This is a genomic window from Cellulosimicrobium sp. NPDC057862, assembly GCF_042797035.1.
Classification (GTDB): domain Bacteria; phylum Actinomycetota; class Actinomycetes; order Actinomycetales; family Cellulomonadaceae; genus Cellulosimicrobium.
Window position 1 is genome coordinate 1 of sequence record NZ_JBHVMH010000031.1, and the last position, 20,499, is coordinate 20,499.

The following is a 20,499-nucleotide window of genomic DNA, read 5'->3' on the forward strand; positions in this document are numbered from 1 at the left end:
GAAGCGGCCCAGACCAGCACAGCCGGCGCGCAGCGCCGTCCGCTACGCAATCGGTGACGGCCCTCTCCGACTGGACTCCTCGCGAAGCTGCGCCCGACCCGGCCACAGCCCCGGAAGGCGTACGCGAGCCAACACGGTGCACCTGGTCCGGGAGCCCCCTGCCAGCCACCCCGGGAGCGCGGTAGCGATTTTCGCGCGCCGGCCGCCGCATCGATGCGCCAGAGCTGCAACGAACTGACGGACGTCCCCGCAGGCCGCCGCAGGGGGAAGCGGTGCCGGGGAACGTCCGTCGTCGGGGAGCGTAGCGGAGGGCGCCAACACGCGCCGCGCCGATGCGCGTTTCAGTATTGCAGTACCCGCGTACTCCCGTTAGGTTGGGTGGCAACGGACGTCGGACTCTCGGAAGGGGCCAGGTCGTGAAGATCATCACCGTCACGAATCTCAAGGGCGGGAGCGCCAAGACGACGAGCTGCGCCTACTTGGCGCACGCGTACGCGGCGCAAGGGCTCAGCGTGCTGGTGATCGACGCCGACCCCCAGGGATCGGCCCTCCGTTGGTCGGAGCTGGGCGAGTGGGAGGTTCCCACGCTCGCCCTGCCCGTCAAGAACCTGCACGTGCGGCTCTCGGGCATCGTGCCGGCGACGACGGACGTCGTGCTCATCGACACTCCCCCGCTCGACGAGAACGCCGGGATCGTCTACTCGGCCCTGCGTGCCGCTGACGCGATCGTCGTCACCATGGCGCCGACGATGATGGAGTACGAGCGGCTGACCGACGTGTGGGCCGCGATCGACGAGGTGGAGCCGCTGCGCGTGAAGCCGGCGGCCGCCGCGGTGCTGCTGAACCGCACCATCGCCAACGCGCGGAGCACGGAGACGTTCCGCGAGCTCATCACCGATGCAGGGCGCCACGTCCTCGCCGCGACGATCCCCCGTCGCGAGTCCTACGCGCAGTCGTTCGCTGCGCCCGTGACCGACCTGGGCGCGTACGCCGACGCCGCCCGCGAGATTGCAGCCCTGGAGGTGGCAGCATGACCCGACCCAAGCAGGACTTGGCCGCGCGCGCGGCGCAGCTCCCCGACCGCGCGCCCAAGAAGGCGCCGACGCTGGCCGACGTCCCGGTGCCGACGCCGAAGGGCGGTGCGGCCCGGCAGCCGATCCCCCGGGCAAAGCCGGTCCGGTTGACGATCGACGTTGAGCCGCAGGCGTACCAGGCGCTCCGGCTGCTGGTCATCGAACTCGGCGCCGAGCTCGGCGCCGCCCGGATCACGCACAGCGACGTCGTGCGTGCCCTGCTGGACAGCGCAAACGACGACCCGGCCGTGCGCGCGGCACTCACCGCGAAGCTCCGAGACGAGCGGTAGCCGCGATCGACGCGCGGAGGAACTGACCGCACAACCGAAAGTGCCCCGACGGTGCTGGAACACCGCCGGGGCGAGGACACCCCCAGGTAAGTGGAGGAATCCCAATGCACATCATCCCCTCAGGTGACACCGGCCGTACGCCGGACGACGCCGACACGCTGACCATCGAGGACTTGCAGCTCATGGACCTGCTGGCCCTGCACGTGATCTGCGGCACGATGCGCGAGGCCCGCCGATGAGCGCCCCGACGTCGACCCTCGCGGCCGCCGCCCGCGCGAGGCGCCAGGCAACCGTCGTTGCCGCCGTTGGCGCGATCATCCCGACGATCCTCGCCGCGCAGGGCATGGCGTCCCTGGCCGTCGACGTGCTGCGCTTCCCGCTCGTGCTGGCCGTCGCCCTCGCCGGATTCCTCGAGCTCGCGCTCGTCGCGTCGGCCCTGCTGGCCCGTGCGGCGGCGCTGGCCGGACGGCCTGGTGGCGCCGACGCGGTGGCCGTGTGGGTCGTGTCCGCGACGTCCGGCCTGCTGGCTGGCGTGCACGAGCTCACCACGACGGCGCCGGACGGCTCGACGTCGTGGAGCGCCGATCCCGGGTCGGTGCTGGCCGCCGCGGTGCGCGTCGTTGCGCCCCTGGTGGCCGCGTGGCTGTGGGACCGCGTGCTGACGGCCGCTCGCGCCGAGCAGGCAGAGCGCACGTTGGCCGAGGTCCGGCGTGACCGGCGATACCTGGCCGTCGCGCGCCGGGCGCTCGTCGTGCGTCGCATGGCCGAGTCCGGCCACGGCGACAGCCGCCGGGCGCGGGCGGCCGCCCGACGCATGGACCGCGCCCACGTCGCCGCCCTGCGCGCCGCTCCCCCACATGCCGAGCTTGTCGACGTGCTGGCCGCCGTCGGACAGGTCGACCACCTGCCCGCCGCGACGATCGTCCGCCCGCTCGCCACCGAGCCGGACACCAACCCCGCGGCACCGACACCGCTCGTCGAGGCGGCGCCGTCGCTGGGCGACGCCGAGGCCGACCACGAGGCCGGTCCCGAGGCGCCCGAGGTCGAGGTGGCTGACCGGACAGCCGAAGCCGAGCCCGAGCCGGACGACGTGTTCAGCGGGGCGCGGGTGGCTGAGGACTTCCACGAGGAGTGGCCGGTGGCTGACCGGACACCCGTTCCGGCCCGTCTCGTCGTCGCCGCGCCGGACCCCCGGCCCGCCACGGTGACCGAGCACGTGGCCGAGGTCGTGCCCGGGTCCGCCGACGACATGGACCCGCTGTTCCCCGTCGAGGACCAGGACGACGACGACGAGGCCGGCGAGCCGGACACGCTGGCCGTCGCGATCGAGGTTGTGCGCGCTGACCCGCTGGTGTCCGGTGCCCGGCTGGCCGACGAGCTCACGCGCCGAGGGCTGCCGGTCAGCACCCGGTCCGGCCAGCGCTGGCGCGCCCGCGCCCTGGCGGCCATGGCCGAGGTCCCCGTGTCGTGACCGGACACTGACCGGACACACGGAAGCCCGCATCCCCGTATCTACGGAGGTGCGGGCTTCTGTATTTCTGTGCCTACCGACGTTCCTCGCTCAACCACGCCATCGTGGCCGCGAGGTCGGCCATGACGAGCTCACGCCGAACCGTGTACACCGTGCCCTGTGGCTGGACTTGGGTGGTCGCCGTGGTGTGGGCCGGCACCTGGTACGTGACGTATCCGGCGGATACGAGGACGACCAGGGCCTTACTCACCGACGGCACCGTGATGCCGAGCCGGGCCGCGAGGTCGTCGCGCCGGGCAGGGCCGGCGGATAGGAGCTCGTGCAGGATGCCCGCCCGAGAGACCGCCGCGTAGGCGTGCTGGAAGCGGCGCACCGGCTCTGGTGCGTCGGGAAGGTCCGTCAGTCGCGCAGACATGGCCGCTAGTGTGCCCCACGCCGCTGACGGACGGGGGGACGTGGCGAGAATCCATAGCGCATGTCAGACCTTCCCGGTAGAGTGTTACCCATCCGCTCACAGTGTGCATGAATCCGGTTCTGAAAGGGCTAGAACATCATGACAAACGATCACAGCGTTTTCGGCGGGGCGAGTCGCGCCGCCGACTTCGAGGAGGAGGCCGACGCGACGGTGCGGCGAGTGCCGGCACCGCCGGCTCGCCGTGAGCCGGAGGAGCAGCCGGCGCCCGTCCAGGTCGTCGAGCCGCTGCCGGCCCCGCCCGCGGTGCCGGCGGTCGTCGAGGCGCCCGTTCCGGCCCCGGAGCCGCTGCCGGAGCCGCCGGCACCGGACCCGGCGCGACGCCTCGCGGCGGCCGCGACGACGGCGGCGGCCGCGACCGCCGAGACCGGCCCGCAGCGCGCACAGAAGGGGTGGCGCGGAGCGCTGGCGAAGGTCGGCCTGCCGGTCGCTCCCGGCGTCGCGGAGCGCGCCCAGCGCGAGGAGCTGGCGGCCAGAACCGCGGCGATCCTCGACGCTCAGCGGGTGGTCCGTCAGGCGACCTGGACGCGCGCCGTCGCGGTGCTCATCGGGAACCCCAAGGGCGGCACCGGCAAGACGCCTCTTGCGCTGGCGCTCGGCGGCATCATCTCCGCGATCCGCGGGGGAGGCGTCGGGATCGTCGAGGTGGCGGACGACCCGGGCGCGCTCGGCTTCCGGGCCGAGGGCTCGCCCTCGCTCGGGCTCGGGGAGTTCGTGCGCGACGTCGCCCAGCTCGAAACGCGCGGCCAGGTCGTCGGCTACACGGCGCCGCAGACGTCGTTTGCGTCCGTGATCGGGACCGTGGTCGACCGGTCGCGAGAGCCGCTGACGTACGAGGCCGTGACCGCCGTCGCCGCGAAGATCGACGAGCACTTCGAGGTGCGAGTCATGGACTCCGGCAACCAGCCGTCCTCCGGGCCGTTCCGCGGCGCGGTCGACACCGCCGACGTGCTCGTGATCCCCGTGATGCTCGCGGGGGACTCGACGCTGGAAGCGCTCGGGATGCTGCGCGAGCTGCGCCGCACCGAGGCCGGCCGACGCCTGGCCGATACCGCGATCGCGGTCGTCATGGACGACGGCCGGCCCCAGGCCCCGCACATGGCCGAGGCCGTGCGCGACGAGCTCACGGCGGCCGGTGTGCGCACCTTCCACCAGATGCCCTACGAGCCGCACATCGCGGCCCGCGGAGAGGTGACCCTCGCGGAGCTCCACCAGGACTCCACCGAGGCGCTGACGCTGCTCGCCGCGGACGTGATCCGCGCACTCACTCTCGCGGCGGTCCCGACCGGGCGTCGCGTCCAGACCGTCCGTCCCACCACGACCCAGGAGCAGAACTGATGATCACCGCCCGCATCGCAACCGCGATCGAGAACCCGCTGAACGGCGTCCTTCCCGACTTCACGATCTTCGGCGCTGAGTTCACCCAGCTCTGGCAGAAGCTCATCGCCGGTGTCTGGGCGCTGGGCCTCATCGCCGCAGTCGTCTTCCTCATCCTCGGGATCGTGGAGATGGGCAAGGCCGGCGCGTCCGAGAACCCCAACCAGCACAAGGAGGGACGGAAGAAGTTCATTACCGCCCTCATCGCCCTGGGCCTCCTGGCGGCGCTTGCCGTGATCGTGGGCGCCGTGCTCACGTTCTTCGGCTGACCGACACCAGCGCACTGATACGTAACCGCGCAGATACGGAGATACGTAATGCCGATGTACACCAAGAGTGGCCGCAGCTTGTGGCCCGCCGTCGTCGGTGCGCTCGTCGTCCTGGTGGTCGTGCTCGTGGTCCTGCTGGTCCTGGCCATTCGTGGCCAGGACCCGCGGGACCCGGGCGCGACCGCGACGCCGGAGCCCGAGCCGACCGAGACAGCGACGCACGAGGGCCAGCCGGGGGAGGACCACGGCGCCGAGCTCGACGCGGCGCCCACGGGCTGCCTCGCCGGCCCGAGCACCGATGCCGACATGCTGCTAGCGACCCAGGCCCGCGCCCCGCACACCGCGTACGGGGCCGTCGAGGTCGCAGCAAGCATGATGCGGTGGGCGAACCAGTACCCCTGGCCGAGCGGCCCGCAGATCGCGAGCGTGGAGGCCGGGATTCTGTCCGACGCCATGTCTGACGACATGGCCGACCTCGCGGCAGGGTTCGCCTTCCGCGAGAGCTCGCCGGAGCTGCGCGAGGACACCCCGCCCGGCCCGGCACCGTTCGGGACGCCGTTCACGACGTCGACGCGCGGCGGTCTGTGGGTCGTTGACCCGACGTCGACCGACGACCGCGTGACGGTGCACCTGTCGCTTGGCGTCGTCGTCGACGGCGCGCTGTCCGCCGAGCGCTACGGCATGGGATCGCCCGTGCTCGTGTGGGAGGACGACGCTTGGCGCGTCGTCGACACGATCCCGACCGACACGGCCGCCCTCGAAGCCGGCGGCGTCGAGTTCACCGGGGGGTGCTGACCATGGCCGATGTGTGCGTGTTCGGAGCGTGCGCGAGCGACGTCGTGGACGGCGTCAAGGACGTCGTGGGCGGCGCACAGGACGCCGTGGAGGGTGCCCAGAACGCGGTGAACACCGCGGGCTCGTGGGCGCAGTTCTGGTCTGACCCGTTCGGCAACACCTTCAAGGCGCTACAGGAGGCGGCGCACTCGCTCGCCTCAGACGTGCTGCCGGCGCTGTCGCACGCGGTCTCGCCGGACCTCACCGCTGACTGGTGGTTGGGCGCCTACGCGGTGTCGTCTGCGCTGGCGGTGTTCGTGATGGTGATCCTGCTCGTTCCGGAGATTCTGGCGACGGCCCGTCACAAGCAGTCCGGGCAGGAGCTGTTCGAGACGTTCACGTTCTACGTGCCCCTGTTCCTCACGGGGATGATGTTCGGCCCGCCGCTGGCGGTCTTTCTCGTCAAGTTCTTCGGCTCGCTCACGGACTCGCTCGCGGCGTGGGGGATCATCAGCAGCGCCGACGCCGTGACGGCCGAGATGACACGGATGCTCGGAGAGGGCGACGCGAGCGGCCTCACGGGCGGTGTCGTCGTCGGCATCTTCTTCATGCTGTGCATGGTGCTGGGGCTGATCCTCGTCCTGGTGATGCTCGTCGTGCAGCTCGTCGCGCTCTACTTCACCGGCGCGCTGTTCTCGCTGGGCCTGGTGTGGATCATCCGCAAGAACACGCGCGTGTTCGGGTGGGGGATCGCGTTCGTCTGGCTCGGCATCCTCGCCTCCCACGCAGTGCTCTTCTTCATGCTCGGGCTCGCGTACCGGATGATCGCGGCCCAGGTCACGGCGTTCGAGGACGTCCCATCCTTGCAGCAGCTCGTGACGCTCATCGTCTCGGTGATCGCGCTGTTCGTCGCCGGGACCTCGCCGTTCCTGCTCTTCAAGCTCGCGCAGAAGGTCATGCCGTTCGGCGGCGCCAACGGCTCCGGCCCGGCGGCCAGCAGCGGGAACCGCACGATCGGGGACGACGACCTGGGCAACTACCGACGTCGGAACCAGAGCGATTCGGCCGACGCGGGCGACCCCGGGAACGACTACGCGCGGCCGTCGCGCCGGGGCCGGCACACCGACCCAGACAGCGGACCGCCCGCGGACGGCCCGCGCCTGGCCGACGCCCCGAAGCCCGGCGCTGAGCCGGTGCCCGCTGGCGCGGCGACGCCGACCCAGGCGACCGCCGGGGGAGGGGCGGCCGCCGGAGGAGCCGGTGCCGCCGAGGGCGCGGCCGCCGCTGAGGGCGCGGCAGGCGGAAGCGTGCTCGGGCCGGTCGGGGCCGTCGCCGGGGCCGCCGTCGTCGGGGCCGGGGTCGCGGTCAAGCAGGGCGTGGACGTCGCCCGCGACATGTCGCAGGACGCGGTGGAACTCGGCGCCACCGACGTCAACGCGTACGACGCGTACGGAACGGTTGAGGGGGACTGATGAGCACGAGCACGACCGAGAAGCCGACCACGCGCTACCTGGGCGGCGAGGCCGGACACCGGAGTTTCTTCGGTGGATCGAGCGGCAGCCGCGCGCGCGGAATCGTCGTTGGAATCGTCGTCGCGGGAGGGCTGATCCTCACGCCGCTGGTGGGCTGGCCCGCGCTGGCGGGAATGCTTGTGGCCGCCATGGTGACGATCGTCGTCACGACGAACACGCACCACGGATCGATCCTCGAGCGGCGCCGCAAGCGGTCGAGGTGGCAGGCGCGAAAGCGGCTCGGCACCGACCGGTTCGAGCCGTACGACGCGACCCGGTGGGCGGCGCTCGACGAGCGCGCCACGACCGCCCCGCGCAAGGAGCGCGCGCAGGCGATCCGGGACCGTGCGGCGATGCGGGCGATGCCCGACGGCGCCGACGGCATGGGCTGGTTGCAGTCGGGAACCGGGCTGCCCGGGATCGCGTGGCACGCGCCCGACGGCGAGGACGCCTACCTGTCCGTGTGCTTCGCGGTGGCCGGACAGATTCGCGGTATCGAGTCCAACACCACCCTCGTCATGGGCGGCGCGGCGTGGGGCCGCTTCCTGGCGGACCGTGCCCTGTCGACGTCGCTCGTGGGCGCCGTGCAGCCCATGACGCGCGTGCTCCCGCCGGACACCGCCCGTCACGAGGCGTGGGCGCGCGCCGTCCACGACCCGACGATGCCGGCCGACGCGATCGCGTCGTACGCAGAGGTGATCCGGCGGTCCGGTCAGGACGCCATGATCCAGCGGCACTACGTCGTGGTGTCCTGGCCGATCACGCCGCAGTTCACCGAGGCAGCTCGCAAGTACGGCGAGGGCCGCGACGGCTGGCGCGCACTCATGGCCCGCGAGGTCGAGACCGTGGCCGCCGGCCTCCGGAACGCCCGTCTGGGCGGTGGCCGCCGCGACGGCGTGACGGCGCTGACCGCCCGCCAGACGGTCGCACTCATGCTGCACCAGCAGAACCCCAGCCACCCGATCGACGCGGCGCGACGCGTCGACCCGGCCGCGCCGGGCCTGCGCTCGCACGACGAGTACGCCGCGCACGTCGTCGAGGCGACGGACTACGTGACCGGCCAGGAGGCCGAGTGGTGGCACCGCACGGTGGCGATCACCGCCGACGGTCTGTCGACCGGCGGCCGCACGCAGTTGTGGCTGCTGGACCTGCTGCTGGGCACGCAGCTCGACTGCATCCGGTCGGTGTCGTTCCACATGCGGCTCGTGCCGGCGATGCACGCCAAGGCGGCCGCGCGGCGGGACCTCACGGCGGACCAGGCGGCCGCCCTGTCCAACGCCGAGAAGGGGAAGATGGCGAACGACGAGGTGTCGACGTCCGCGCGCGCGGCGAGCCAGCGCGTGCAGGACCTTTCGCACGGCAGCCCGCACCACGGGATCGAGTGGGCAGGGTTCATCACGCTCACGGCCCGGAGCCGGTCAGAGTTGCAGTTGGCGTGCCGCCGCCTCGCGGAGACGTGCTCCGCCTCGCTCGGCGTCGAGCGGTTGACCTGGCTGGATTCCTTCCAGGCCGCAGCATCGGGCACCACATGGCCCATCGGGCGCGGTCTGCGCCCCACCCGCGACCCCATGTCGGCGCGGTTCTACAACAGCCTGGCCGGCGCGGGCGACAAGGAGGCCCTGTGATGAGCACGACGACCGAGAACCCCGAGACGAGCCAGCACCCCGACCTGACGCGTACCCCGCCGCCGCTCGGCCCGACGCGCCGACGTCGCGGCCTGGCCCGCGTGCCGGGGTTCGGCTTCCTCGCGCCGCCCGTCGTCGAGGTCGCCGCGACCGCGAGCCACGACGACGACGCGGCCGACGACGTGGGCGAGGTGCTGCCGTTCAGCCCGCCCGGGGCGAAGCTGCGCGAGTCGCAGCGAGCGGCGCGGAGCGGCTGGTACGCGCCGACGCTGGCGGGCGCGCCGTCGACGACGCGCCAGGCCGAGATCCTCAACCTCGCGATCATCGCGCCGCCCACCGGGTACGACGGCATCGTGAACGGCCGCGACACGCTCTCTCGTGCGCTCATCGCCAACGACCCGTTCACCGAGTACAACAAGCCGGCGCATCTCCGCGAGGTCTCTTCCCCGAACGTGCTGACGGCCGGCACCGTCGGCACGGGCAAGAGCTCGTTTACGAAGACCGTGTTTGTGATCCGGCCCCTCGTGCTCCGGAACCGAAACGTCGTCGTGTTCGACAAGAAGCCCGACGACGCCGCGCCCGAGCAGGGCGAGTACGCCGAGCTCGCGCGCCGCTTCGGGAGCGAGCCCATCCGGTTCACGCAGGACGGGACCGGGACCCGCCTCAACCTGCTGGACCCGCTGGTGTCGGCCGCCGAGGGCGGCCGGTACGAACTGCTGACCGCCGTCGCGCGCATGGCGCGCAACGGCGCCGCCCTGGACGACTGGGAGCGCAAGGCGCTGCGCGTCGCGCTGCGCCGCACGATCGCGGCCGCCGAGGGCGTGCGCGTGCCCACGCCGGCCGACCTGCTGCCGCAGCTCGGACGCGTCGCGGACGAGGCCGAGTTTGCCGACCTGCACCCGCGGGCGCTGGACCGGCTCCACGAGGCCGGCGTGAGCGTGCGGTGGACGTTCGACGAGCTCTTGGAGTCCTACCCCGGTCTGCTCGACGGGGAGACGTCCAGCGCGGTCGACCTCGCGCACAAGCTCACGGTGTTCGACCTGTCGCAGCTCTCGGACAACGGGCAGGCCGTCCCCGTCGTCATGGCGATCGGGAACATGTGGCTCATGGGCCGACTGCGCCGCGCGCGCGGCGAGCAGCGGGCCGTGACGAACGTGATCTACGAGGAGGGGTGGCACCTCATCGGCGGCCCGTCGGCCGGGCTCATCAAGTCCAACGAGAAGTTGTCTCGGGCGCTCGGCATCTCGAACGTGTTCGTGATGCACAAGGGCACCGACACCCCGAAGGACAGCCCCGGGTACGCGGTCGTCCAGGAGGCCCAGACCGTGCACCTGTTCCGCCAGGACCGCCGCGAGGATGCCGAGTGGGCCGCCGAGACGTTCAACCTCGCCCCGGAGAGCGTGGACACGCTCATGAACCTTCCCGTCGGGCACTGCGTGATGAAGGTCGCGTCCCGCCCGGAGATTCAGTTGCAGCACGTCCGCTCGCGCTGGGAGACCGAGGTCACGAACACGGACGCCGCGCTGGCGATCGCCGCGCGCGGCGGGAACTGAGGGGGCCGGGGTGAAGGTCGCCGGCATCGCGGCGGGCGCCGTCGTCCTCGCGTTCCTCGCGCTCGTGGGACTCGCGGCGTGCTCCCCGAAGGCCCCCACGACGACGGCCGGCGCGTGCCCGGCCGTCGTCGTGCCCGCCGGCCAGATGCCGACGGGCACCGTCGCCGGATACTCCGGCGACCAGCTCGCGAACGCGGCGCAGATTCTCGCCGCGGGCGCGGCGCTCGACCTCAGCGCACGCGACCAGACGATCGGCGTCATGACCGCCATGGGGGAGTCCTCGCTACGCGTGCTCGACTACGGCGACGACGCCGGCCCCGACTCGCGCGGACTCTTCCAGCAGCGCGCAAACGGCGCGTGGGGGACCTACGACGACCGGATGGACCCGTTCACGTCGGCGTCCAATTTCTTCAAGGCGATGATGAAGATTGAGAACCGCGACGCGATGGAGCCGACCGAGGTAGCGCACCGCACGCAGCGCAACCGCGACCCGAACCACTACACGCGTTTTTGGGAGCCGGCGACCGCCGTTGTCGCCGCTCTTGGCGGCGGCGGAATGTGCGTCACCGGGGCCGGCGCCCCGGGTGGCGACGGCCGCCAGCTCGCGGCCGCACTCGTCGCGAAGATCGACGCAGGAAAGATCACCGGACTTTCTGGCCCGGTGCTCGATCAAATCCGATGGGCAGCAACCGGCGAGAACGCCGCCGAGTGCAGCATCGACGTTCGTATCTTGCAGATCATCACGATTGCGTCAGACACGTTCGACAAGGTAGGTATTTCGTCGATCAACCGGTATTGCACGCGCACGCTCGCGGGCGCCGGCACCTTGTCCCGTCACTACCTCGACGGCGGCGGCCACGCCGTCGATTTCTACGGCTTCAACGGAAAGGCCACCGACGGCGCGGACGCCAACGCCGTGACGCTCATTCGCGCGCTCGACGCCCTGCTACCGCCGGGGTCGCTCATCGGGCAGGTGCAGTGCCGCGCGGCCGCCGGCACGTCGCTGTCGACCCAGACCGCGGAGCAGTTCAACGACACGTGCAACCACCTACACATCGACGTCGACCCCAAGACGACGACCCTTCTCGGGAGCGGAGCTCAGGCATGAGGAACAGGACCACGACGAGGCGCTACCGCGCTCCCGGGGTGGCTGGCAGGGGGCTCCCGGACCAGGTGCACCGTGTTGGCTCGCGTACGCCTTCCGGGGCTGTGGCTGGGTCGGGCGAGGGCTCGGAGGAGGGTCACGTCGAGCAGCGCCGCGCACCGGAGTCATGGGCCGCGAGGCTGAAGGGCACGATCCTCTGGGGGCTCGTCGCGGTCCTCTGGGGTGTCGTGGGCGGCGTGGCCGTGTGGTTCGTGTCCGAGCTGCTGGGGCTCCCGCTGATCGGATCGTCCCCGACCCTGATGCCATGACGGAGGTTTCTTTTCACGTCAAGGGCGCCCCCACGGTCTCGCGGCCGCGGGGGCGCCCTTGTGCGCGCCGCCGTGCAGCGCAGCTCGTCGGGGTCGAGCGGTCGAGGGCGACGGCCTGGCCGGCGCCCTCGGCACGCAGGGTGACGGCGCCCGGCGGGCGCCAGGAGGCGCGAGATACGGCGCTTAGTACGTCGTTAGGGTCGTCTCCGCGCATGACGGGGTAAACGACGGGAGCAAGGGGTATCGTTGCTGGTGAACCCTGTCTGTCTGCCTCACCCCCCTTCCGCACCTCCCACCCCCTACGTTCGTTCCTCACAAGGTGGTGGGAGGTGCGGAAGGGGGGTGAGGCAGACAGACAGGGTAGGAGAGTTGGGTAGTGGGTTGGGTTGGGAGGAAAGATCAAAAGCAAAAGACAAAACGCAGTTGGGAGGGTGGTTGGGTTGGTCGGAGCGGTGCGGTTGGGTACGCGGTTGGGAGGGGTGACGGTTGGGCGAAGCGATGCACTGTGTGACGCGGTTGGGTAGTCGTCGAGGTTCAGAGAGGCGGTGGTGGTGGTGAGTGTGGAGGGTGGCGCCGAGGGCGCCAGCGCGACGCCCGAGGGGCGCCGCGTGTGGGTGACCGAGCGGGACGAGGCCATGATCGAGTGGCTATCGCTGGTGAAGATCACGTCCATGGAGGGCGTCCGGTGGATGCTCGGTGCGCTCAACGGGACCGACGGCCCGGTGTCGCTGCGCAAGGCGCAGAGCTGGTGCGCGCGCATGGAGACGGTGCAGCTCGTCGAGCGCGGCCGGGTGTCGTCGGTAGGCGGTGCGCTGGTGTGGCCGACGCACGCGGCGAGCGGGCGCACGCCGCCGTCGCTGCTGCGCCAGACGACGCGGCACGAGGTCGCGGTGTCGATCGCGTCGGCGCGGTACGTCGCGGCCGGGTGGTCGTGGGACAAGGACCGTGCGCCGGCCGAGGTCGGGACGGTGCACAGCGCCGACGGGATCGCATTCCGTGATGACGCGGTGGAGCTGGTAGAGGTCGAACTCACGGGAAAGCGGCCGCAGCGTTACCGGCAAATCTTCTCCGCGTTCTCGTGGAGGATCGCGCGCGAGGGCGTGACCGCGATCCGGTATTTCTGCACCGACAGCGCCGCGCGCGCGGTGCGCGCCGCTTTGCAGGACCCGCACGCGGGCGGGCGCGCGCTGGCCGAGCGGGTGCATGTTCACGCGGTTTTCGACGGCCGGGGAGTGTGGGAATCTGCCGTGCAGCCGAAGGGCGTTGCGGCAGGGACCTCGACGACGCCGGCAGGGCCGGTTCAAGGAATGTTCGACGAGCAGGGGGAATGAGCATGAGTACGGGACAGCAGTACCAGCAGGGACAGGACCAGGGGTCCGGTTCGGACCCGGTGGGAGATATCCTCCTGCTCGTTTTGCAGGGTGTCGCGATCCTGCTTCTCGGAGTGGTTCTGTTGCCGCTCCTGGTGCCGTCGCTCGTGGTGGCGCTGACGTTCCGCCACGCGCCGATCAAGGCGCGTTACTGGCTCGTGCCGCGCTGGTGGGTGCCCCTCGCCGTGGTGGGCGTGCTCGCGGTGCTCGCGGTGCTCACGTGGGAGGTGTGGCGCGTGGTGGAGTGGGCGACGTCGCCCGCCAGCGGTGCGTACCTCACGGGGCGAATCTGGGAGTGGCAGTGGGTGGCGATGCTGCGCGCGGCCGCGCCGTGGCTCGCGCTCAACGTCGCGCTCGGGGTGCTGCTCATCCCGGCCGCGTGGTCGCGCCGTCGGCGTCAGCTCGCGCGCAGGGCGGACGCGCGCCAGATCGACGACGTGCACCGCCAGGAGCTCATCGAGAAGGCCCGCGCCGTCGCGGAGGACTGGAGCGCGGCCCTGCGCGCGGGCGTCCGCATGGACCCCGCCACGGGCACGTTCGCGGCGCGCCAGCGGCGCCGAGGCCCGCGGCTGAGCGGCCCGCGTCGGGTCGGGCTCCCGGGCCGGCGCGTGTGGGCGCTGGGGCTCACGACGCGCCCGACGATCCGGCCGTTCGCGTACCGGGTGCAGGACCGGCGCCGCGTGCCGGACTGGACGGCCGGCCGGTGGCTCGTGATGCCGGTCGTGGCGTCGGCCGCGCGCGCGCTGCTGCTGGCCGAGTCCGGCACGGGAAAGACGGTCCTCCTCACGCTGGTGATCCGGTCGGCCGCCGCGATGGGCTGGCCGGTGGTCATGATCGACGCCAAGGGCGACCCGAAGGACGCGCGCGAGCTCGTGCGCGTCCTCGGGGCCAGCGGGTTGAAGGTCGCCGTGCGGCCGCCGTGGAACATGTTTGACGGGTCGGCGGCCGATATCACCGCGCGCCTGATGCGTCTCCTGCCGCCGGGCGTCGGAGCGGCCCAGCACTACGCCGACGAGGCGCGGGGCATCTTGGACGCGATCCAGGCCCGGTCTCCGCTGCGCTCCGTGGACGACCTGGTGGACCGGCTGAGCAACCCGGCCGCGCACGTCCCCTCGCCGGCCGATCTGGCCGAGGTGACCGCCGTCGTCGACTCACGGACCGGGCTCACGGCGAACCGTCGCGTGGCGCGGTCGCTGGCGAACGCGCTCCGCCCGCTCGCGCCATACCTCGCGGCGGACGGGTGGACGTACGCGAAGCCGGGCGCGCACGTCGTCGTCGTGCCGCTCACGCCCGTGGACGCCGCACACGCCCAGCTCGGGGACCTCATGCTCATGGCGCTCCGGCAGCACATGGCCCGGCGGCTCGAAGCCGGCGACAAGTCGCCGTCGCTCGTGATCGTTGATGAGTTCCCCCAGCTCGTGACCGCCGACACCGACCCTGGCGACACCGCGGCGTCTCTGTTCGAGACGGCGCGATCGGCCGGGCTCGGTCTGATCCTGGCCGGACAGTCGTCCGCCGGTCTGTCGAACGACGAGGCGCTACGAACGCGCGTGCTCGCGTCCGGCGCCGCCGTGATCGCGGGCCGCTCGAAGGACCCCGAAGCCGTGGTGAAGCTCGCGGGCACGGCGATGCGGCTGGAAGCCTCTGGGGAGGCCCACAGCGGCGAGCTGCGCTCCGGGCGCGCCCAGCACACCTACGTGCTGCCGCCCCAGCTCGTGCGCGAGGCGTGGGACGGGCGGTTCTGGCTCATCAACCGCGCCGCGGTCGCGCCGTTCCGCGTGCTGCCGCCCGCGCCGCCCGAGAAGCCGAAGAAGAAGGCCGGCGAGGGTGAGCCGGCCGAGGTCGACGCGACGCCGGCCGTCGTCGACGAGGCGGCGACCGAGCTCGTCGCCGTCGAGGACCTGGCCGACGCTGCCGGCCCCGAGGAGGACCACCAGGCGCCCGCGCCGGTCGACGAGGGCGGCGCCGACCCGTACGCCGAGCTCGTCTACGAGCCCACGGACGACGACGCGCCGCCGCCCGACGACGCCCCGCCGCCCGAGGCTCCGAAGGCCGAACGTGTGCCGGCGGCCGCGCCCCCGGCTCGAGGATTCAGCGCGACCAAGCGACCCACCACGACGAAGGGGAAGTGACGTGAATTTCTACGTGAACGCCGGGGACGGCACGAGCGGGCGCTACGCCGACACGTTGCAGTTCGTCGACGACCGCGGCGTGACGTACACGGTCGCGATCGCTCGCACGATCGACTACACGCCGAGCGTGACCGTCGTGGGCGCCAACGGTGAGCGGCACGAGCTGGCCGACGTCGACGACGCCGGGCGGCAGATCGCGCGCCTGCTCGTGCTGTGCCGGGATCAGAGCTTGGTCGTCGACACGGCCCGCGGCACGCAGGCGCGGGGGGACGAGTCGACGACGGCGGACGTGTACCCGCCGCGCCAGCACCCCAGGATCATCGTCAAGGGGTGACCAGCAGGCCCGCGCAGGTGCGGGCGGGGTTCGGGTGCGCGGGCCGCTTCGCGGCCCGCGTGCTCGCGCCTACGGCGCGATTTTCCTTCCCCTCCTGGCTCTCCATCATCGCCGGGCCGGGGCTCCGCGCAAGGCCCGCGCCTACGGCGCCGGCTCTCCTCCGGAACTTTCGGGCCGCGGTCGCTTCGCTCCCTTATTTCGGCCCGAAACTTCCTCCCCCGACCCGGTTCCGGGCCTTGCACTCCACCCCGTCCCGGCGGTGATTACGACGCCAGGAGGGCGCGGAAAAAGGTCGGGGCCACGCAGGTGGTTGCGGCCCGTAGGGAAGGGAACCCAGAGCATGACTGACCTGCTGGACCTGCTTGCACAGGTCGAGGCGAGCGACGACGAGCCCCACGTGCTGCACATGGTGATGCCGAACATGGCGCCCGCGTGCGGTGCGGACCTGTTCCGGCTCTACGACGCCGCCCGGAGCGACGGCATCAAGCGGACGACGCTCACGACGGCGCGCACGACGTGCCCCGACTGCCTCGCGGTCGGGGACCTGCGCGCGCTGGTCGTCGAGATGCAGAGCAGGCAGGCTGACGTGACGAACTGACCCGCAGGCGTAGACAGGAAGCCCCCACAAACGTAGGGTTCTGTTTGACAGAACCCTACGTTTTGTCTTACAATTCTAGTATGGCGATCACGTGGAAGGGCAGCACCTTCAAGCACGGTGTCACGCGCGACGAGGTGCTGTATGCGCTGCAACACCCCGTGCACGTCGAGCCCGAGTTTGACGAGTCCCGCGAGGGCACGGGCGAGGTCGCGGACCTGTACATCGGCCCCGGCCGTCTGGGCGGGGAATTGCTGGAAGTGATGGTGCACCGTCGTCTCCCGCGGGAAATCGTGGTGTTCCACGCGATGCCCGTCCGGCGCAAGTTCCTGCACTTGATCGAGGAGGAGGAGTGATGACGAACGAGGCTCCCGGGCGAGGCCCGGACTATGACGCATGGGCCGCGCAGATCGAGGCGGACGACCGCCCCGTGAAGCGCACGGGCAAGGCCCTGCGCGGCGAGGCCGCGCGCGCCTACGCCCACCAGATGCTCACCGCGGCCGCCGAGACCCCCGAGGAGGTCGAGGCGGTCGAGCGCGCGGCAGCGGGCGGACGCCCCACGCTGGCCGCGACGAGCCCCAAGGGCACGTCGCCGCTGTGGCAGGTGCGCGCGCCCGAGCACCTGGACGCCGCGTTGCGCGCCCGCGCGGAGGCCGAGGGGCGTTCCTTCTCCGCGGTGCTGCGCGACGCCGCCAGCGAGTACCTGAACCGGCACGCGAGCTGAGGAGCGACCATGACGACGAACAGCCCGACACCGCGCCGCGTGTGGCCCAGCGAAGCCGCCTCAGGGTTCGTCGCCGCACGCCTGGCGGCCGTCGTCGCGCCCGACGACCTCGCGGCAGCGCTGCGCGTGATGCGCGCCGCGGCCGCGACGCCCCTGCGCGACCTTGAGCGGAAGATCACGACGGACGGGCTAGGGAACCCGATCACGGACACCGAGGAGCAGCGGGACGCTCAGGCGACCTGGTCGCAGGCGTGGGACCTCACCGACCGTGCTCGCGGCTGGGTGAGCCTGCTCGACGCCGCGACCGAGGCACGGCCGTGATCGTCCACGGGACCTACCAGGCCAAGCCCGACCCCGGGCAGCCCGCAGACGGTCCTGTGCGTGAGGTCGCGGTCGAGGCCGCGACGTACGAGGGTGCGCGCGCCATGCTTCACGAGCAGGTGCACGACGGAGAACGACTGACCGGAATCCGCGTCGAGGGCCGTGCCGACGGGCACGGGTAGGGGGACAACACGCGCCGAGCCATACGCGCCCCGGCTGCCCTCCGTCGAGGGTGGCCGGGGCGCGTTGTTCTCACCGCTGACATGCGGAACATTTTTTGACACGTACGTGTCAACAATGCGAGAATGAAGCCATGACAACGACCGGCACCGCCGCCCTCGTGACCGCCGTAGAGACGACGTGGACCGCGATTCGCGAGAACCACCCCGACACCCCCGAGGTGATCGTCACCGTGGGCGCAGGTAGCGGCGGCCGCGGGGGCGGCCTCACGCTCGGGCACTTCGCGCCGTCGCGCTGGGTGCGCGGCGAGGACGACGTTCACGAGCTCTTCGTGGGCGGCGAGGGCCTGGCCCGCGGCGCGGCCGCGGTGCTTGGCACCCTGCTCCACGAGGCGGCCCACGGCATCGCGTCGACGCGCGAGATTCAGGACACCTCCCGGCAGGGCCGCTACCACAACAAGAAGTTCCGGGCGCTCGCGGCCGAGGTCGGTATCGAGGTCGAGCACTCGCAGCAGCTCGGCTACTCGACGACGACGGTCCCCGACGCGACGGCGCAGCGCTACGCCGCCGAGGTGGCCGCGCTCGCGGCCGCGATGAGCGCGTACCGGCGCGCCGAGGTCGGCGCCGAGGGGCGCACGTCCAACAACAACGGCGCGTCCCTGGTGTGCGGGTGCGGCCGGAAGATCCGTGCCTCGCGGAGCGTCGTCGAGGCCGGGCCGATCCTGTGCGGACTGTGCGGCGAGCCGTTCGCCGCGCCCGAGGAGGACGAGGGCTGACGAACCGGCCACCAGGCCCGCCCGGGGCGCTCCCCCGGGCGGGCCGTTGTCGTATCCGGGCGAGGTACGAACCGCGCCCGGTGTCGCACACGCGTTCGAATACGCTGAGGTCGTGGGTACTCGTCGACGTGAGCCGGTCGGGGGGTGGGGACCGTCCGGCGTCGAGACCGTGCCGCTGCGCGACTACGCCCACGAGGCGCCCGAGCTCGCGCGTCGCGGCGTCGCGATCGTGCGCCCTGAGGAGCCGATCCCGGTGCAGGCGTGGATCACGCAGCGCCAGACCGGAGAGTCACGAGTAGCCGGCGAAGCGATCGCGTGGGCGGGCCGGCAGGTGCAGGTCAGATACCTCGACCCCCACGGCCGCGAGGGGTGGGCGTGGCTCTGGGCCGACGCCGTGGAGCGTCGCTGACAGACAGGCCCGCCCGGCGCGGCACACGCGCACAGAAGCCCCGTGGAGACGATCCCCGGCCCTACCGAGGCCGGACGGACTCAGCGGCCCTCAGAGAGCCGCACACGAGCCCTACGCGCGAGGTGTGAGCCCCCGGTTTCTGGACCGAGCTGCCCCAGGCGTGGAGTGTCCCGCGGTGGCCGGTCCGGTCAAGGGTGGGCGTGCCGCCCATCGCGCAGCGACGCGAAGCGCCCTTGACGGGGCCGGCCACCGCGAGGTTCAGCCTGTATCGGGGCAGCGGGAGGGTGTGGCGACCTGGTGGTTTGGAGGTTCCCACAGGCCGGCCAGGTCCTCGAGCGACGCCGGCAGCGCCGCGGCGTTTCCCGTCGTCGCAGGTCAGAGACGTGGACCCGTGAGGGGCCGAAACGGGCGACTGTGGAACCCTCTAAACCTCGACGCCAGACTTCCGGGCGTGGTGGAGGATCGTGCCGACACCGCCCGTGGTCATGCCGACGGCGGCGGCAATCTCCGCGTAGGTCTTGCCCTCGCGCCGGAGGGAAATCACGCGCTCGCGCCGCTGTGCGGCTCGCGCCTCGAACTGCTCTCGCGGTTCCGCGATCACGCGCTGCACGGTCCGCGTCGACATGCCCAGCCGGTCCGCGAGCTCGCGGGCGGTGGAGTTGCGCCGGACAGGGTTCTCAGCGACCACGGTCAGCCTCCAAAATCGCCGCCCGGTCGTGCCTCGGGCCGCGAGTCTTGTTCATCTCGATGAGGCGTTCCCGCCCACCGTTGGCGGCCGTCGCCCGGCCCCCCTTGCGTCCGCGTCGTGCTTGCTCCTCAGCGAAGGTCCGTTGAATCTTCCGCCAGGTCCAGCGTGCAACAGAACGCGCGAGGTGGCTCACCTCGTTGGCCGAGAGCGGACCCGCGGTGAACTCGTGCGCGACGACGGTCTCGTTGACCTCCCAGGCGTGCGCGAACACCGCGCGCTCCCACAGCTCGCGGCTCGTGTAGTCACCGCGCCGCCGGTAGGACCACTTGCGGGTGGCATCGAAGAGCGCCACGTTGCGGCCCACGGCGCTGGACGAGACGTTGCGGCGCGGGTGCCCGGCGGACGGCAGCGCGCCGAGGTCGTCGAGCGCGGTAGCCAGATCACGGAGCCCATAGAGGGCCGTGGTAGGTCCCCAGACCGTCACGTGGGTGGAGTGCTGAGGGTTCTTTGTGATCCGCCCGGCATAGGCGACGTCGCCACCGAGGACGTCCACTAGGCCGTGCTCGACGCGCGCCAGGAGGTTGACCGGCGCGCGGTTCGCGGCATCGGTGAGGATCACGGGCCGACGTAGGGCGTACTCGATATGCCCGGCGGTCGTCCAGGGGTTGAGCGTGACGCGCGAGGGAGCGGGCAAGCCAGCGAGCTCGGCGGCGTGATCGGCCCCGGCGCCGTCGTGGTCGACGACGACGAGAGAGCGCAGCACGAGAGGGTTTGCCTCGATGTGCGGGAAGTCGAGGGCGCGTGTGCGTGAGCGGCGCCGGAGCGAGGGGTGCTCGGGGTCCTTGACGTCCCCGGCGAGTGGCGCCCGGGGTAGCCAGTGCTCAGGCCACATGGCCTCGAATGTCATGTGGCGAACCTAGGGGCCGGGCCACGGCTATTTAGGTCCGACACGCCGAAGCCTAATCAGATACTTCCTGGGGTCTGGGGCAGGAGCCCCAGCCAAGACCTGCTTTCAGCGCGAGCGAAGCGAGCTCCGCTACCCGGCCGCGAAGCGGCCCAGACCAGCACAGCCGGCGCGCAGCGCCGTCCGCTACGCAATCGGTGACGGCCCTCTCCGACTGGACTCCTCGCGAAGCTGCGCCC

Annotated in this window: 25 protein-coding genes; 22 read left to right on the forward strand and 3 right to left on the reverse strand. The window is 71.9% G+C overall.

From position 1 onward, the window contains the following. Window positions 1–416 precede the first annotated feature (416 nt). The 4 genes from ACFVN3_RS20335 to ACFVN3_RS20350 all read left to right on the forward strand — a co-directional run bounded on the left by ACFVN3_RS20335 (window position 417) and on the right by ACFVN3_RS20350 (window position 2,834). On the forward strand, window positions 417–1,034 hold the full coding sequence (locus ACFVN3_RS20335; RefSeq protein ID WP_378234781.1) for an AAA family ATPase: 618 nt from the start codon (window positions 417–419) through the stop codon (window positions 1,032–1,034). Continuing rightward, a complete protein-coding gene (locus tag ACFVN3_RS20340; protein WP_378234783.1) occupies window positions 1,031–1,363 on the forward strand; it encodes a hypothetical protein in 333 nt (110 codons plus the stop codon). The genes ACFVN3_RS20335 and ACFVN3_RS20340 overlap by 4 nt, the downstream gene beginning before the upstream one ends. A gap of 104 nt (window positions 1,364–1,467) precedes the next feature. Next, window positions 1,468–1,602 carry a hypothetical protein gene (locus ACFVN3_RS20345; RefSeq protein ID WP_378234784.1) on the forward strand — a complete coding sequence of 45 codons (135 nt, stop codon included), beginning with the start codon at window positions 1,468–1,470 and terminating at the stop codon, window positions 1,600–1,602. Continuing rightward, complete coding sequence (locus tag ACFVN3_RS20350; protein WP_378234785.1) at window positions 1,599–2,834, forward strand: hypothetical protein; 1,236 nt, start codon at window positions 1,599–1,601, stop codon at window positions 2,832–2,834. Before ACFVN3_RS20345 ends, ACFVN3_RS20350 begins: the two co-directional genes overlap by 4 nt. A 73-nt stretch (window positions 2,835–2,907) precedes the next feature. On the opposite strand, the gene ACFVN3_RS20355 is transcribed toward ACFVN3_RS20350, so the two are convergent. After that, window positions 2,908–3,249, reverse strand: coding sequence for a MarR family transcriptional regulator (locus ACFVN3_RS20355; protein ID WP_378234786.1), 342 nt, complete (start codon window positions 3,247–3,249; stop codon window positions 2,908–2,910). A 138-nt stretch (window positions 3,250–3,387) separates the two neighbouring features. Between ACFVN3_RS20355 and ACFVN3_RS20360 the strand changes: the two genes are divergently transcribed. The 18 genes from ACFVN3_RS20360 (at window position 3,388) to ACFVN3_RS20445 (ending at window position 18,668) form a co-directional block, all read left to right on the forward strand. After that, window positions 3,388–4,644 (forward strand): hypothetical protein, encoded by a 1,257-nt coding sequence (locus tag ACFVN3_RS20360; RefSeq protein WP_378234787.1) that lies wholly within the window; start codon window positions 3,388–3,390, stop codon window positions 4,642–4,644. Beyond that, window positions 4,644–4,952 carry a hypothetical protein gene (locus tag ACFVN3_RS20365; RefSeq protein WP_378234788.1) on the forward strand — a complete coding sequence of 103 codons (309 nt, stop codon included), beginning with the start codon at window positions 4,644–4,646 and terminating at the stop codon, window positions 4,950–4,952. Before ACFVN3_RS20360 ends, ACFVN3_RS20365 begins: the two co-directional genes overlap by 1 nt. Window positions 4,953–5,006: 54 nt before the next feature. Continuing rightward, a complete protein-coding gene (locus tag ACFVN3_RS20370; protein WP_378234789.1) occupies window positions 5,007–5,747 on the forward strand; it encodes a hypothetical protein in 741 nt (246 codons plus the stop codon). 2 nt (window positions 5,748–5,749) lie between these two features. Then, window positions 5,750–7,198: a hypothetical protein gene (locus ACFVN3_RS20375; RefSeq protein WP_378234790.1), complete on the forward strand. Its 1,449-nt coding sequence runs from the start codon at window positions 5,750–5,752 to the stop codon at window positions 7,196–7,198. Then, on the forward strand, window positions 7,198–8,862 hold the full coding sequence (locus ACFVN3_RS20380) for a hypothetical protein (RefSeq protein ID WP_378234791.1): 1,665 nt from the start codon (window positions 7,198–7,200) through the stop codon (window positions 8,860–8,862). Before ACFVN3_RS20375 ends, ACFVN3_RS20380 begins: the two co-directional genes overlap by 1 nt. Next, window positions 8,862–10,415, forward strand: coding sequence for an ATP/GTP-binding protein (locus ACFVN3_RS20385; protein WP_378234792.1), 1,554 nt, complete (start codon window positions 8,862–8,864; stop codon window positions 10,413–10,415). The genes ACFVN3_RS20380 and ACFVN3_RS20385 overlap by 1 nt, the downstream gene beginning before the upstream one ends. Before the next feature lie 10 nt (window positions 10,416–10,425). Next, window positions 10,426–11,523, forward strand: coding sequence for a hypothetical protein (locus ACFVN3_RS20390; RefSeq protein WP_378234793.1), 1,098 nt, complete (start codon window positions 10,426–10,428; stop codon window positions 11,521–11,523). Window positions 11,524–11,624: 101 nt separating this feature from the next. Next, the gene (locus ACFVN3_RS20395) at window positions 11,625–11,828 is read left to right on the forward strand and encodes a hypothetical protein (RefSeq protein ID WP_378234794.1); all 204 of its coding nucleotides are present in this window, start codon (window positions 11,625–11,627) and stop codon (window positions 11,826–11,828) included. 608 nt (window positions 11,829–12,436) lie between these two features. Then, window positions 12,437–13,159, forward strand: a complete 723-nt coding sequence (locus tag ACFVN3_RS20400) for a hypothetical protein (protein ID WP_378234795.1) — start codon at window positions 12,437–12,439, stop codon at window positions 13,157–13,159. A gap of 2 nt (window positions 13,160–13,161) precedes the next feature. Beyond that, entirely contained in the window at window positions 13,162–15,330 is a 2,169-nt protein-coding gene (locus ACFVN3_RS20405) for a hypothetical protein (protein WP_378234796.1), read from the forward strand. A 1-nt stretch (window position 15,331) separates the two neighbouring features. Next, window positions 15,332–15,664: a hypothetical protein gene (locus ACFVN3_RS20410; protein WP_378234797.1), complete on the forward strand. Its 333-nt coding sequence runs from the start codon at window positions 15,332–15,334 to the stop codon at window positions 15,662–15,664. A gap of 340 nt (window positions 15,665–16,004) precedes the next feature. Then, window positions 16,005–16,262 (forward strand): hypothetical protein, encoded by a 258-nt coding sequence (locus tag ACFVN3_RS20415; protein WP_378234798.1) that lies wholly within the window; start codon window positions 16,005–16,007, stop codon window positions 16,260–16,262. An 80-nt stretch (window positions 16,263–16,342) separates the two neighbouring features. Further along, complete coding sequence (locus ACFVN3_RS20420; RefSeq protein WP_378234799.1) at window positions 16,343–16,615, forward strand: hypothetical protein; 273 nt, start codon at window positions 16,343–16,345, stop codon at window positions 16,613–16,615. Next, entirely contained in the window at window positions 16,615–16,983 is a 369-nt protein-coding gene (locus tag ACFVN3_RS20425) for a ribbon-helix-helix protein, CopG family (RefSeq protein ID WP_378234800.1), read from the forward strand. The genes ACFVN3_RS20420 and ACFVN3_RS20425 overlap by 1 nt, the downstream gene beginning before the upstream one ends. Before the next feature lie 9 nt (window positions 16,984–16,992). Beyond that, window positions 16,993–17,304 carry a hypothetical protein gene (locus ACFVN3_RS20430; RefSeq protein WP_378234801.1) on the forward strand — a complete coding sequence of 104 codons (312 nt, stop codon included), beginning with the start codon at window positions 16,993–16,995 and terminating at the stop codon, window positions 17,302–17,304. Continuing rightward, window positions 17,301–17,486 (forward strand): hypothetical protein, encoded by a 186-nt coding sequence (locus ACFVN3_RS20435; protein WP_378234802.1) that lies wholly within the window; start codon window positions 17,301–17,303, stop codon window positions 17,484–17,486. Before ACFVN3_RS20430 ends, ACFVN3_RS20435 begins: the two co-directional genes overlap by 4 nt. A 131-nt stretch (window positions 17,487–17,617) precedes the next feature. Next, on the forward strand, window positions 17,618–18,259 hold the full coding sequence (locus ACFVN3_RS20440; protein ID WP_378234803.1) for a hypothetical protein: 642 nt from the start codon (window positions 17,618–17,620) through the stop codon (window positions 18,257–18,259). A gap of 112 nt (window positions 18,260–18,371) precedes the next feature. Continuing rightward, window positions 18,372–18,668, forward strand: a complete 297-nt coding sequence (locus ACFVN3_RS20445; protein ID WP_378234804.1) for a hypothetical protein — start codon at window positions 18,372–18,374, stop codon at window positions 18,666–18,668. Between the two features lie 424 nt (window positions 18,669–19,092). Here the strand turns inward: ACFVN3_RS20445 and ACFVN3_RS20450 are convergent, their stop codons facing one another. Together ACFVN3_RS20450 and ACFVN3_RS20455 are read right to left on the reverse strand one after the other, a co-directional pair. Further along, window positions 19,093–19,356 (reverse strand): sigma factor-like helix-turn-helix DNA-binding protein, encoded by a 264-nt coding sequence (locus tag ACFVN3_RS20450; protein WP_378234805.1) that lies wholly within the window; start codon window positions 19,354–19,356, stop codon window positions 19,093–19,095. Further along, window positions 19,346–20,263: a replication initiation protein gene (locus ACFVN3_RS20455; protein ID WP_378234806.1), complete on the reverse strand. Its 918-nt coding sequence runs from the start codon at window positions 20,261–20,263 to the stop codon at window positions 19,346–19,348. Before ACFVN3_RS20455 ends, ACFVN3_RS20450 begins: the two co-directional genes overlap by 11 nt. Window positions 20,264–20,499: the final 236 nt, after the last annotated feature.

Bases quoted from the DNA above. Each gene is read 5' to 3' on its own strand.
- ACFVN3_RS20340 (WP_378234783.1), top strand. From the start codon at position 1,031: ATGACCCGACCCAAGCAGGACTTGGCCGCGCGCGCGGCGCAGCTCCCC.
- ACFVN3_RS20345 (WP_378234784.1), top strand. From the start codon at position 1,468: ATGCACATCATCCCCTCAGGTGACACCGGCCGTACGCCGGACGACGCC.
- ACFVN3_RS20350 (WP_378234785.1), top strand. From the start codon at position 1,599: ATGAGCGCCCCGACGTCGACCCTCGCGGCCGCCGCCCGCGCGAGGCGC.
- ACFVN3_RS20355 (WP_378234786.1), bottom strand. From the start codon at position 3,249: ATGTCTGCGCGACTGACGGACCTTCCCGACGCACCAGAGCCGGTGCGC.
- ACFVN3_RS20360 (WP_378234787.1), top strand. From the start codon at position 3,388: ATGACAAACGATCACAGCGTTTTCGGCGGGGCGAGTCGCGCCGCCGAC.
- ACFVN3_RS20365 (WP_378234788.1), top strand. From the start codon at position 4,644: ATGATCACCGCCCGCATCGCAACCGCGATCGAGAACCCGCTGAACGGC.
- ACFVN3_RS20370 (WP_378234789.1), top strand. From the start codon at position 5,007: ATGTACACCAAGAGTGGCCGCAGCTTGTGGCCCGCCGTCGTCGGTGCG.
- ACFVN3_RS20375 (WP_378234790.1), top strand. From the start codon at position 5,750: ATGGCCGATGTGTGCGTGTTCGGAGCGTGCGCGAGCGACGTCGTGGAC.
- ACFVN3_RS20380 (WP_378234791.1), top strand. From the start codon at position 7,198: ATGAGCACGAGCACGACCGAGAAGCCGACCACGCGCTACCTGGGCGGC.
- ACFVN3_RS20385 (WP_378234792.1), top strand. From the start codon at position 8,862: ATGAGCACGACGACCGAGAACCCCGAGACGAGCCAGCACCCCGACCTG.
- ACFVN3_RS20405 (WP_378234796.1), top strand. From the start codon at position 13,162: ATGAGTACGGGACAGCAGTACCAGCAGGGACAGGACCAGGGGTCCGGT.
- ACFVN3_RS20415 (WP_378234798.1), top strand. From the start codon at position 16,005: ATGACTGACCTGCTGGACCTGCTTGCACAGGTCGAGGCGAGCGACGAC.
- ACFVN3_RS20420 (WP_378234799.1), top strand. From the start codon at position 16,343: ATGGCGATCACGTGGAAGGGCAGCACCTTCAAGCACGGTGTCACGCGC.
- ACFVN3_RS20425 (WP_378234800.1), top strand. From the start codon at position 16,615: ATGACGAACGAGGCTCCCGGGCGAGGCCCGGACTATGACGCATGGGCC.
- ACFVN3_RS20430 (WP_378234801.1), top strand. From the start codon at position 16,993: ATGACGACGAACAGCCCGACACCGCGCCGCGTGTGGCCCAGCGAAGCC.
- ACFVN3_RS20440 (WP_378234803.1), top strand. From the start codon at position 17,618: ATGACAACGACCGGCACCGCCGCCCTCGTGACCGCCGTAGAGACGACG.
- ACFVN3_RS20455 (WP_378234806.1), bottom strand. From the start codon at position 20,263: ATGACATTCGAGGCCATGTGGCCTGAGCACTGGCTACCCCGGGCGCCA.